Source organism: Pseudomonas sp. MF5691 (assembly GCF_016405645.1).
GTDB lineage: Bacteria > Pseudomonadota > Gammaproteobacteria > Pseudomonadales > Pseudomonadaceae > Aquipseudomonas > Aquipseudomonas shahriarae.
Genome location: NZ_JAEKDC010000002.1, coordinates 29,605 through 41,913, shown reverse-complemented (window position 1 = coordinate 41,913; position 12,309 = coordinate 29,605). Strand labels below are relative to the sequence as shown.

General features: G+C 61.1%; 10 protein-coding genes. 4 read left to right on the top strand and 6 right to left on the bottom strand.

The features are described from left to right. Positions 1-197 precede the first annotated feature (197 nt). Together alr and JFT44_RS02830 are read right to left on the bottom strand one after the other, a co-directional pair. The gene (gene alr / locus JFT44_RS02835; protein ID WP_198830337.1) at positions 198-1,427 is read right to left on the bottom strand and encodes an alanine racemase; all 1,230 of its coding nucleotides are present in this window, start codon (positions 1,425-1,427) and stop codon (positions 198-200) included. A gap of 131 nt (positions 1,428-1,558) precedes the next feature. Further along, complete coding sequence (locus JFT44_RS02830) at positions 1,559-2,224, bottom strand: polysaccharide lyase family 7 protein (RefSeq protein WP_057440238.1); 666 nt, start codon at positions 2,222-2,224, stop codon at positions 1,559-1,561. A 318-nt stretch (positions 2,225-2,542) separates the two neighbouring features. On the opposite strand from JFT44_RS02830, the gene JFT44_RS02825 reads away from it, so the two are divergent. From JFT44_RS02825 to JFT44_RS02815, 3 genes are read left to right on the top strand one after another with little or no spacing between them, the layout of a single operon-like run. Then, on the top strand, positions 2,543-4,663 hold the full coding sequence (locus JFT44_RS02825; RefSeq protein ID WP_186624956.1) for a bifunctional diguanylate cyclase/phosphodiesterase: 2,121 nt from the start codon (positions 2,543-2,545) through the stop codon (positions 4,661-4,663). Positions 4,664-4,705: 42 nt separating this feature from the next. Further along, on the top strand, positions 4,706-5,212 hold the full coding sequence (locus JFT44_RS02820) for a M48 family metallopeptidase (protein ID WP_057440240.1): 507 nt from the start codon (positions 4,706-4,708) through the stop codon (positions 5,210-5,212). A gap of 17 nt (positions 5,213-5,229) precedes the next feature. Continuing rightward, positions 5,230-5,526 carry a helix-turn-helix domain-containing protein gene (locus JFT44_RS02815; RefSeq protein ID WP_038444032.1) on the top strand — a complete coding sequence of 99 codons (297 nt, stop codon included), beginning with the start codon at positions 5,230-5,232 and terminating at the stop codon, positions 5,524-5,526. Positions 5,527-5,622: 96 nt separating this feature from the next. On the opposite strand, the gene JFT44_RS02810 is transcribed toward JFT44_RS02815, so the two are convergent. Then, on the bottom strand, positions 5,623-6,075 hold the full coding sequence (locus JFT44_RS02810) for a GNAT family N-acetyltransferase (protein WP_057960849.1): 453 nt from the start codon (positions 6,073-6,075) through the stop codon (positions 5,623-5,625). Positions 6,076-6,332: 257 nt separating this feature from the next. On the opposite strand from JFT44_RS02810, the gene JFT44_RS02805 reads away from it, so the two are divergent. Next, the gene (locus JFT44_RS02805; protein ID WP_057440242.1) at positions 6,333-7,070 is read left to right on the top strand and encodes an ABC transporter substrate-binding protein; all 738 of its coding nucleotides are present in this window, start codon (positions 6,333-6,335) and stop codon (positions 7,068-7,070) included. Positions 7,071-7,148: 78 nt separating this feature from the next. On the opposite strand, the gene yccS is transcribed toward JFT44_RS02805, so the two are convergent. The 3 genes from yccS to dbpA all read right to left on the bottom strand — a co-directional run bounded on the left by yccS (position 7,149) and on the right by dbpA (position 12,227). Continuing rightward, the gene (yccS, locus tag JFT44_RS02800; RefSeq protein WP_198830336.1) at positions 7,149-9,332 is read right to left on the bottom strand and encodes a YccS family putative transporter; all 2,184 of its coding nucleotides are present in this window, start codon (positions 9,330-9,332) and stop codon (positions 7,149-7,151) included. 219 nt (positions 9,333-9,551) lie between these two features. Then, entirely contained in the window at positions 9,552-10,730 is a 1,179-nt protein-coding gene (locus JFT44_RS02795; RefSeq protein WP_057440244.1) for an NAD(P)/FAD-dependent oxidoreductase, read from the bottom strand. Positions 10,731-10,889: 159 nt separating this feature from the next. Beyond that, positions 10,890-12,227 carry an ATP-dependent RNA helicase DbpA gene (gene dbpA, locus JFT44_RS02790; RefSeq protein ID WP_232545553.1) on the bottom strand — a complete coding sequence of 446 codons (1,338 nt, stop codon included), beginning with the start codon at positions 12,225-12,227 and terminating at the stop codon, positions 10,890-10,892. Positions 12,228-12,309: the final 82 nt, after the last annotated feature.

Here is a 12,309-nt window from a genome sequence, read left to right as displayed (position 1 = left end):
AGGAACGATTTTACTTTTAAATAGATCTGGCCTCTTTATCTCTTGAGGTTCGGGTTTTTGTACTCGGAATTTGCAGGCACTCACAAACCAATGTGGGAGCTAGCTTGCCCGCGATAGCGGTGTATCAGTCGATAAATGGATGACTGATACGCCCTCATCGCGGGCAAGCCCGCTCCCACATTTGGATGGTGTTCGGCTTATTTATCGACCAGTATTTTGGGGTTTGAATTCCCCCACACCGTATAAAGGTCAGCCAACAACGCCCCATTGATATCCTCTACCTCCGCCTGGGTGGTCTGGACATTCCCCTGCTTGCCAAACAGCACCACCTCATCCCCGCTCTTCACGGTTGGCAAATCCGTCACATCCACCATCAGCGTGTTCATCGACACCTTGCCCACCACCGGCACCCGATGCCCGTTGATCAGCACGATGCCTTTATTGGTGAACGCCCGGCGATAGCCGTCGGAATAGCCCACGGTGATGTTGGCCAGTTTTGAATCGCGCTTCAGGGTGTAGGTGCGGTCGTAGCCGACGGTGTTGCCTTTCGGGTAGCTGTTGACCGAGGCCACGTGGGATTTGAACTGCATCACCCGCTTGTATTCGGTAAACGACGGCACGGTGTCGCCAAACAGCAGGCCGCCGGGGCGCACCATGTCCAGGCGGGACTCGGGCACTTCCAGGGTGGCGAAGGAGTTGGCCGCGTGCAGGGTGATTTTACTGCGGTCCAGTTGGGCGACGTCGATCAGCCAATTGGCCTGCTCGTTGAAGGCCTTGAGACCGGTGCGTACGTCGGCGGCGTCTTCGACGGCGAAGTGGGTCATGATCGCCTTCACTTCCAGGTTCGGCACCTTGGTGATGGCTACGGCGTCGCGGCGGCCCTGGGCTGTGGTCATTTCTACGCCATTGCGGCTCATGCCACTGGAGTTCAGGCCCAGGTGTACTACCAGCGGGCGGCCATGATGTTCGGCGATCAGGCTGGCGCGCACGGCGAAGTCGAGGTTGCCCACCAGTTCTTCGACGTTGTACGGCAGCGCCGCTTCCAGTTCGCTCAGGGCGGCAGTACGCACGCGGATCAGTTGACCCTTGAAGCCGCTTTCGCGCACGACGCGGGCTTCTTCATTGCTGGCCACGCCCACGCAAGGCACGCCGAGCTTGATCACCGATGGCATCAGCAGGCCAATGCCGTGACCGTAGGCGTCGGCCTTGAGCACGGCGCAGATTTTCGACTTGTCGGCGAGGCTGGTTTGCAGGGTACGGATGTTGTGTTCAAACGCGGCTTTGCTGATCTCAACCCAGGCGTTGCTGTCCTGGATACTGACCTGGGCCACCCCGTCGGTCATCGACAAGGGCGGGGCAGCGAAGGCCGGGTTTTGCAGCAGAACCATGCCCATGGACAGGGCGAGTAGGGTGCGAGTGAAGGGCATTGATGAGTCTCCATGACTTTCTTATAGGTAAGCATTGCGCATGCGCGGCGCCATACTCGAATTGTCCTACAAGAAAGTCGAGACCCAGGGTCGCGGTTCTGTCCTAAAGCGTCGTGAGAATGATCAGACTGTCAGTTGTGATCAATATCCAGCTTGGCAAATGTCACCTTGCCGCCTTCCTTGCTGTCGCCACTGTTGTCTTGCACATATACGCCGGCCTTGAAGTACAACGGCTTCTTGCCCCAGGCGGCACCGAGGCGTTCGTTCCATTGGCCGTTGGCGGCCTCGATGCTCAGCAGGCCGGCTTTGTTCAGGTGGATGACGTAGGTGAAGTTGCGCTGCAGGGGCACATTCTCGGCCACGATAATCACCCGGCCTTTGCTGTCATCGGGGCGCATGCGCACCTTGGCGACGATGTTGCCGGTCTGGGTTTTTTCCTTGTATTGGTATTCGACTTTGACCAGCGGTTTCTGGCTGTCATAGGCATGAATCTGACCGATCACGATCTTGCCCGAGGAGGGCACCTGGTTGATGGCCAGGGTGGCGCGCAGGTAGTTGTCGGCCTCTGGGTAGGTCCAGTTGCGCAGCCGGCCGTCGGCATAGGTTTCCCGCAGTTCGCTGCGCGGGTAGATGGCGTTTTCGGTACGGGTACCGGTGACGGGGGACCAGAATTGCACGCTGCTGCCTTCGGCCTGGAAGTATTTGCCATTGAAACCACTGAGCAGTTTGGGGGTGTCGATGGTGGCTGGCGGGGTGCCAACAGGGATGCTCAGGTTCCAGGTGGACAGATCAATCATTGAGTGCGCCTTTGCTGTACGAAAGAAGGGTCAAAAGGCTTTGGCCCAAGGGCTGGCGCGTTCTTTATAAGCGGCTGGTAACGGTTTGTTAATGATTTTATGGCGGTTTATTGGCGCCAGTGGTCTGTCAAAAAGCCATCCTTCCCGTAATCCGTGGGCTGTAGGCGCTGACCGTTAGTCGGTTGTGTGGCCTTTGGCGCAATGATGGCATCGGCGCACCTTCTGCTTTATGGGATCCAAGGCTAGAGTGACTCCACATTGAATGTCCGGTTTTGTCGCAAAAATGACCGGAATGAACCCTCAAGGAAGAGATGCAGCATGGAATGCGCTCCAACCCCGGCCGAAGGCTGCTCAGTGCTCCTGGTGGTCGATGACTACCCGGAAAACCTGATCAGCATGCGCGCGCTCCTACAGCGCGACGACTGGCAGGTGGTGACGGCAGCCTCCGGCGAGGAGGCCCTGGGGCTTTTGCTCGAAACTGACGTGGACCTGGTGCTGCTGGATGTGCGGATGCCGGGTATGGACGGCTTCGAAGTGGCGCGCTTGATGCGCGGCAGCCAGCGCACCCGCATGACCCCGATCATCTTCCTGAGTGCCACTGAGCAATCGCCCGCCGCAGTGCTGGAGGGCTATGCCAGCGGCGCTATCGACTACCTGTTCAAGCCCTTCGACCCGCTGATCCTCAAGCCCAAGGTCCAGGCCTTGCTGGAGCATCAGCGCAACCGGCGGGCCTTGCAGCGCTTGAGTCATGACCTGGAGCTGGCCCGGGCCTTCAATGCCTCGGTGCTCGACAACGCCGCCGAGGGCATCCTGGTGGTGGGCGAAGACGGGGTGATCAGCTACGCCAACCCGGCTATTTCGCGACTGCTCAACGCCACGGTGGGCGAGTTGCAAGGCCAGGCGTTCCTGGGCTTCCTGCAAAAACCCCATATGCCCGACTGGTTTGCCTGCGAGTTGTACACCGGCTACCTGCGCGGTGAAACCTGGCGCCTGCATGACGCGATCCTGCGCACGGCGCCCGGCCAGCAACTGCCGGTGGCCATGTCCTGTGCGCCCTTGCCCCGCGAACAGAAGGCCATGGTGGTGACCGTGCAGGACATGTCGCAAGTGCGCCATCTGCATCAGCAACTGGAGTCCCAGGCCGTCACTGACCCCCTCACCGGTTTGCTCAATCGGCGTGGTTTCTATCAGACCGTGGAGACGATCCTGTTGCGCAACGAGCGCAGCGAGCATGCCACGGTGCTGCTGTATATGGACCTGGATGGCTTCAAGCGGGTCAATGATTCCGTAGGGCACGATGCCGGCGACCGGGTACTGCGCTGGGTCTCGGAGCAATTGGCGCTGTGCCTGCGCAGTTGCGACATTCTTGGCCGCCTTGGTGGGGATGAGTTCGTCGCGTTGCTGGAACTGGAATACCCGGAGCAGGCTGCCAAGCTTGCCGAACAGTTGATCGAGCGGGTGTCGATCTGCCAGCAAGTGGACGGCCTGGAGGTGATGCTGGGGGTCAGTATCGGCATTGCCATCTTCCCCGATTGCGGCCGCGACCTGAGCGGCCTGCTGCGCGCTGCCGATATCGCCATGTACGAAGCCAAGCGCGCCGGGCGTCAGCAATATCGCTATTACGATCAGGAAATGAACGGCCGGGCCCGCTCGCGCCTGATGCTTGAAAGCAGTGTGCGCGAGGCCATCGACCATAAGCAGGTGACCTTGGTGTACCAACCCCAGGTGTCCCTGGTGGACGGGCACTTGCGCGGGGTCGAAGCCTTGTTGCGCTGGCAGCACCCGAGTGTCGGCGATGTGCCGCCCGGGTTGTTCCTGCCCTTGCTGGAGGAGGCGCGCCTGATCAGTCAGCTCAGCAGTTGGATCTTCCACCAGGTGGCGCTGGCGCGACACGCCTGGGCCCCGGTCATGAGTGACGACTGGGTGCTGAGCGTGAGCCTGAGTAGCAGCCAGTTCAATATGCCCAACCTGGCGACCCAGCTGCAGCAGGCACTGGAGCGACATGGGTTGCAGGGGCGGCAACTGGAAGTGGAAATAGCTGAAGAAAGCCTGATGCACAATATCGAAGAGTCCACCAAGCAGCTCAAGCAACTCCGGCGCCTGGGGGTGCGAATAGCCCTCGATGACTTTGGCTCGGGCAACTGCTCCCTGGCGCATCTGCGTGACCTGGAGTTCGACACGCTCAAGCTCGACCCCGGCCTGGTTGCCCGCGTACTCAACTCGCCACGGGAGGCCGCGCTGGCTCGCAGTATTATCGAGCTGTGTGGGCACTTCGGCTTGCTGGTGATTGCCGAGGGCGTGGAAACCCTTGAGCAATGCCACTGGCTGCAGGCCAATGGCTGCCAATTCATCCAGGGCCCGCTGGTGGCCCCGTCGCTGATGGCCGACGATATTTCCCAGTGGCCGCAGCCTTTCGCGCTGCGCGCAGGCCCCTGCTGAATTCGCTACACTGGCGGCCTCACGCCCCTGCCGTTCGAACCCATGACTGCGCTGAAATACCTCCAGGCCTATCCCGCCGCCCTGCAAGAGCAAGTGCGCCAATTGATCGCCAAAGATCAATTAGGCGACTACCTGCACCAGCGTTACCCCGAGCGCCATGCGGTGCAGAGTGACAAGGCGCTGTACAGCTACGCCCTGGCCCTGAAGCAGGAGCACCTGCGCAATGCACCGGCCATCGACAAAGTGCTGTTCGACAACCGCCTGGACCTGACCCATCGCGCCCTGGGCCTGCACACCACGATTTCGCGGGTGCAGGGCGGCAATCTCAAATCCAAGAAAGAGATCCGCATCGCCGCGTTGTTCAAGGACGCGGCGCCGGAGTTCCTGAAGATGATCGTTGTCCACGAGCTGGCGCACTTCAAGGAATCGGACCACAACAAGGCGTTCTACAAACTCTGCGAATATATGTTGCCCGGCTACCATCAGGTGGAATTCGACCTGCGGGTGTACCTGACCTATCGCGACTTGCAGGGCGCAGCGCGGGATTGAACCAAGAGGAAGCGAGCATGGATGTGAGCAAGACCAAGAGCAGTTTCTACCGCCGCCTGTATGTGGCGTATCTGATCGACAGCCAATTGGCCAGCAGCGTCCCGGCGTTGACCGAAGTGACCGGCATGCCCCGGCGCACGGCCCAGGACACCATCGCCGCGTTGGCGGACCTGGATATCGTCTGCGAGTTCGAGCAGGAAGACGGCGCCCGCAATCATGCCGGGCGCTATCGGATTCGCGATTGGGGGGCGATTGACCGTGGCTGGATCGAGCGCAACCTGGTGCAGGTCAAGCAGGTGTTGGGTTATCCCTGAAACTGGGTTGGCAGACCTGACGCTATCGCGGGCAAGCCCACTCCCACATTTGATCGCAATCAACCTGTGGGAGCGGGCTTGCCCGCGATAGCATCCTCAAGCGCGCCGCATCCCAATATGCGGAATATCATCCTCCAGGTATTCCTCACCCTCGACCTTGAACCCATATCTGCCGTAGTACCCCTGCAAATGCGCCTGGGCTGAAAGAAAAATCGGTGTCTGCGGCCAGATATCGTCGATCTGCTTGAGGGTTTCCTCCAGCATCTGGTGGCCCAGGCCAGTGCCCCGGGCTGCCTCGGCCACCAGCACGCGGCCGATAACCACGTCACCGCCATGCAGCTCCGGGTCCAGCAGGCGCAGGTAAGCCACCAATTGGTTGTCCTTCCAGGCCATCAGGTGGTGGGTGTCGCCCTCCAGATCCTGATCGTCGATGTCCTGGTAGATGCATTTCTGCTCGACGACAAATACCTCTGCCCGCAGACGCAAAATGGCGTAGAGCTGTTCCTTGCCCAGATCATTGTGGTGCTTGCAAACCCAATCGACAGTCATCGTTCCATCTCGCATAAAGACCTGGCCTGGATAGTAATGCCCTGGCCGGCAACTGTCTTGGGGGGTGGCATAAACACCTGTGAAACCTTATTTTTTGTGAATGACGTCAATTTGCCATCATTGAGTGCTTTCGCGGTTCAGTTCTTTGTGTAATCTGCTGTACACCGCGAGCGATAAGCTACAGTCAGGTGCCTGGGCATTGTTCTTCCAGACGCCATTGCCCGCAAGGAACTGCCCGCTGTGCAAGGACATTAAGCATGCTGCGACTGTCTCGTGCCGTTGCTTTGCTGGTATTGCTGTTGCTGGTCCCGACGGTGGCCGCAGAACGTTTGCGCCTGGTGGCAGATGCATGGCCGCCGTTTACCGATGCGACCCTGCTCAATGGCGGGCTGGCTACCGATATCGTCAGCACCGCCCTGGCGCGTGCCGGCTTTGCCAGCGATTTCGAGCAGGTGCCGTGGGCGCGGGCGTTGATGGGGGTGGGCGACGGGCGTTATGACGTGTTGATCAATGCCTGGTACGACGAGGCGCGTACGCAGTTGGGGCAGTTTTCCGACGAGTACCTGCTCAACCGCGTGCGTTTTATCAAGCGCCGTGATGATCCCATCGAGTTCCAGAACCTGCAGCAACTGCATGACTATCCCGTCGCCGTGGTACGCGGCTACGCCTATTCGGCCGAGTTCGATGCCGATCCCCAACTGCAAAAAGTCCCGGTGCATAACTTCGCCATGGCCGTGCGCATGCTCGCGGCCCGGCGCGTGCGGCTGACGGTCGAGGATGAGTATGTCGCGCGTTTTCACCTGGCGCGGGAATCACCCAGGGTGCGCAACGCGGTGGAATTCCTGCCCAAGACCTTGAGCGAGAACAGCCTGCATATTCTGGTCAGCCTGAAAAACCCCAGGCATGAGCAGATTGTTGCCGGGTTTGATCGGGAGATTGCCCGGATGAAGGCAGATGGCAGTTATGCGCGTCTTCTCAAGCAACACGGGATGTAGTGTTCTTGAGGCCGCCATCGCGAGCATGCCCGTATTCGCAGATCAAAATGTGGGAGCGGGCTTGCTCGCGATAGGGCTCTAAGCCGCACTGGTTTCCTTGATCAAATGCGCCGCCAGCGTGCGCAACGGCCCCAGTTGCCGACAGATCAATGCCAACTGCGTCTGCACCAGGCGCTGTGCTTCGTCGATCTCATCCGGCATCTGCTCCAGCTCCACTGCCAGCGCTTCCTCGGCATCGCTCTGCACCGCAATCGGCTGTTTGTTCGCCAACCCACTGGCGATTTCGTCGATGCTCGTGGCGAGGGTCTTGCCCGCGCCTTCGATCAGGTGCTCGCGCACATCGGCCGGTAGTTGGGTGTCGCGGTGGGCACCCAGCCCCGACAGGTAACTGAGCAAGGTGTGGGACAGCACCAGGAAGCGGAAGCCAACGTCGGCTTCCTTACGGAAGTACCCCGGCTCCATCAGCATATTGGCCAGGGTGGTGGACAGCGCGGCGTCGGCGTTGTGCGCATTGCGCCGGGCCAGGCGGTAGGCCAGGTCGTCGCTCTTGCCGGCGGCATATTGCTGCATGATCTGGCGCAAGTAGATGCTGTTACAGGTCAGGGTGTTGGCCAGCACTTTGTTCAGGCGCCGGCCTTGCCAGTCCGGCAGGAACAGGAACACCGCCAGCCCGGCGATCAGGCTGCCGAGCAAGGTATCGAACAGGCGCGGCAGGAACAGCCCATACCCATCGCCCACCTGGTTGAAGCAGAACAGCACCATCAGGGTAATGGCGGCGGTGGCCAGGGTGTAGCGGGTGGTGCGGTTGATAAAGAACACCAGCCCGGCGGCGATGGCGAACATCGACTGCACCAAGGGGTTAGGGAACAGATCGAACAGGGCCCAGGCCACCGTCAGGCCGATGGCCGTGCCGACGATCCGCTGGCCAAGCTTGCGCCGCGTGGCGCCGTAGTTGGGCTGGCAGACGAACAGGGTGGTGAGGATGATCCAGTAGCCCTGGGACGGGTGGATCAAATGCACCATGCCGTAGCCGACACTCAGCGCCAGAGGCAGGCGCAGGGCGTGACGGAACAGCAGCGAAGTCGGGGTCAGTTGGGTACGCAGGCGCGTCCACATTTCCTGGAGGTTGCGCGGCGAGCGGTCCAGCAGGCTGCTGTCGCTGGCATCTGCCAGGCTGTCGGGGTTGCTGGCGTCGCTGAGCAGGCGGTCGAGGGTCGACAGGTTGGCCGCCAGCGCGCGCAACGAACGCAGCAGGCCACGCCAGGCCGGGTTGCTCTGGATGCGCAGGTGTTCGAGGGAGGCATTCAGGTCGCCCAGGGCCTCGGCGAAGCTGGCGTCATAGACAAACGGCTGGCGCAGCTGGATCGACTCGGCGAGGGCCTGGCAGGCCTTGCCTTGCTGGCGCAGCAGGCGCTGGCAACGGAACAGCACATCGCTGTGGAAGAAGGCTTCGGCCAGGGCGTTGTAGGGGTAGTGGGAGGAACTGGCGCGCTCGTGGATGTCCTGGGCCAGGAAGTACAGCTTGAGGTAGCGACTGACCTTGGAACCCGGCCGGCCATTGCCGACACGGTGCAGGATGATTTCCTTGGCCGCATTGAGCGCCGCCACCACCCGGCCATTTTGTTGCGCCAGCTCCAGGCGCCGCGCTTCGACGTCCAGTTGGCGAATGGGCTCGAACAGCGATGACTTGAGCTTGAGGTAACGCCCCAGCTCGCGAAACAGCCGGGCCAGGCTCTGTTGCACCGGCTGGTTGGAAAACATTGCCTGCCACAGCACCGACAGCGCGCCGTACCAGGCGGCACCGGCCACCAGCAGCAAGGGTTCGTGCCAGAAGTCGGTGACGGCGCCGCCGCGCTGGTCCACGCCGATCATGGTGTAGACCGACAGAATCAAAGTGGCCGAGGCAATGGCGCCATAACGCTCGCCCAGGGCGCCGAGCATGGTCAGGCAGAAACTCGCCAGGGCGATGGCGATGGCAAAAATCCACGGGTAGGGAAACAGCAACTCCACCGACAGCGCCGCCACGCTGAAACACACCAGCGTCACCGCCAGCGCATTGAGGCGGCCCTGCCAGCTGTCATCGGTTTCGGCCAGGGCGCTGGCGATAATCCCCAGGAACAGCGGGATCAGCAGCGACATTTCATCCTGATACCAGCACAGCGCCATGCTGCCGGTGAGGGCGATAAACACCCGTACGCTGTAACTGAACTTATCCAGTGCCCAAAGGCGCCGCATGGACTGCTTGAACGAGGTCGAGGACATGAAGTCTGGGGTCTTCCGGGACGATGCCGCTAAATTGAGCCAGTAATGACGTCACGGCAAGCGTGGCGATCACATTCATAAGCAAAAATTGTTTTGGCACACCCCATCAAAATGTGGGAGCGGGCTTGCTCGCGAATGCGGAGTGTCAGTCGCTGAATGAGCTGACTGACCCACCGTATTCGCGAGCAAGCCCGCTCCCACAGTTGATCACATTACCGTTCAGGCGTACTGCGCCGCCGCATACCCCGAAGCCCAGGCCCACTGGAAGTTGAACCCGCCCAGGTGCCCGGTCACATCCAGCACTTCGCCGATAAAGTACAGGCCGGGGCTTTTCAGCGACTCCATGGTCTTGGACGACACTTCCCGCGTATCCACCCCGCCCAGGGTGACTTCGGCGGTGCGGTAGCCCTCGGTGCCGGCCGGGACCAATTGCCAACTGCCCAGCTTGGTAGCGATATCTGCCAGTTCGGCGTGGGTGTACTGCTTCATCGGCTTGGACACAAACCACGTCTCGGCCAGCAGGTTGGCCATCTTCTTGGTGAAGATCTCGCCCAGCAGGGTCTTGAGCTCGCTGTTGGGGCGCTCGGCCTGTTGCTGTTGCAGCCAGGCGTGGGCGTCGTGGTCGGGCAGTAGGTTGATTTCTACCGTGTCGCCGGGCTCCCAGTACGAGGAGATCTGCAAAATCGCCGGCCCGCTCAGGCCGCGATGGGTGAACAAAATGTTCTCGCGAAAGCTCTGGTCGTTGCAGCTGACCAGGCAATCGACCGAGGTGCCGGACAGCTCGCCACACAGTTCCTTGAGCTGATCGGTGATGGTAAACGGCACCAGACCTGCGCGGGTTGGCAGCAGCTCATGACCGAACTGCTTGGCCACCTGATAACCAAAGCCGGTGGCGCCCAGGGTCGGAATCGACAGGCCGCCGGTGGCAATCACCAGGGACTCGCAGCGCAACTCGCCGAGGGTGGTCTGCAGTTGGTAGCCGCTGTCGAGCCTGGCGATCTCCTGGATCGAGGTGTCCAGGTGCAGGCTCACGCCGGTCTGGATGCATTCGTCGAGCAGCATGCCGAGGATGTCGCTGGATTTGTTATCGCAGAACAGCTGGCCGAGCTTCTTCTCGTGGTACGGCACGCCATGCTTGGCCACCAGCCCGATGAAATCCCACTGGGTGTAGCGGGCCAGGGCGGATTTGCAGAAGTGCGCATTGTGCGAGAGGAAGTTGGCAGGCTCGGTGTACATATTGGTGAAGTTACAGCGGCCACCGCCGGACATCAGGATCTTCTTGCCGGCCTTGTTCGCATGGTCGATCAACATCACCTTGCGCCCACGCCCGGCGGCGGTCAGCGCGCACATCAAGCCTGCGGCGCCAGCGCCAATGATCACAACTTCGGTCGAGCGCAAAACGGTGTCCTCACAAAATATTGATCTCAAATGCAATCAGAAATGTGGGAGCGGGCTTGCTCGCGAATACGGACTGTCAGCCAACCCATCTGGCGACTGGTACACCGCATTCGCGAGCAAGCCCGCTCCCACATTGGATCTCCATTGAATCGAAGAGCTTTACAGGATCCGCACGCGCAACGAACGGCCCTTGATCTTGCCGTCATTCAAGCGCTGCAACGCCTGCTTGGCGACGCTACGCTCCACTGCCACATAGGCCTGGAAGTCAAAGATCGCGATCTTGCCCACCTGGGCGCCCGGGATCCCGGCTTCACCGGTCAGCGCGCCGAGGATGTCGCCTGGGCGGACCTTGTCTTTACGACCGGCAGCAATGCACAAGGTGCTCATCACCGGCAGCAGTGGCGCGCCGCCCTGGGATTTGAGGTTGCTCAGTTGATCCCAGTTCAGCGGGGCCTTTTGCAGCAGTTCGATGGCCTGGGCACGGTGTGCCTCGGACGGCGCCACCAGGCTGATGGCGATCCCGGTCTCACCGGCACGCCCGGTACGGCCGACGCGGTGGATGTGGATTTCCGAATCGCGGGCCAGTTCGACGTTGATCACCATGTCCAGCGAGTCAATGTCCAGGCCTCGGGCCGCCACGTCGGTGGCCACCAGTACCGAAGTACTGCGGTTGGCGAACATTGCCAGCACCTGGTCACGGTCGCGCTGTTCCAGGTCGCCATGCAGGCCGACTGCAGAAATGCCCTTGGCGGTCAGGTGATCCACGGTTTCCTGCACTTGCTGCTTGGTAAAGCAGAAGGCCACGCAAGAGGCCGGACGGAAGTGCGACAGCACCTTGGTCACCGCGTCCATGCGTTCTTCCGGGGAGATTTCGTAGAAACGCTGCTCGATCTGCTCATCGGAGTGGAACGCTTCGGCCTTGACCTGCTGCGGCGCGCGCATGAATTTGGAGGCCAGTTGCTTGATGCTCACCGGGTAGGTGGCCGAGAACAACAGGGTCTGGCGACGGGCCGGGGTCTTGCTGATGATGTCTTCGATGGCGTCGTAGAAACCCATGTCGAGCATGCGGTCGGCTTCATCGAGGATCAGCGTGTTCAAACCGTCCAGCACCAGCGAACCCTTGCGCAGGTGTTGCTGGATGCGGCCCGGGGTGCCGACGATGACGTGGGCGCCATGCTCCAGGGAAGCAATCTGCGGGCCGAGGGACACGCCGCCGCACAGGGTCAGCACCTTGATGTTGTCTTCGGCGCGGGCCAGGCGGCGGATTTCCTTGGCCACCTGGTCAGCCAGCTCGCGGGTCGGGCACATCACCAGGGCCTGGCAACCGAAGTAGCGCGGGTTGATCGGGTTCAACAGGCCGATGCCGAAGGCGGCGGTCTTGCCGCTGCCGGTCTTGGCCTGGGCGATCAGGTCCAGCCCCTTGAGGATCACCGGCAAGCTTTGCGCCTGGATCTGCGTCATCTCGGCATAACCCAGCGAGTCAAGGTTAGCCAGCATGGCGGCGGAGAGCGGCAAAGTATTAAAAGCGGTGGCGATGGTGGTCACGGGACAGGCTCTGCAAAAACAAAATGTCGCGCAG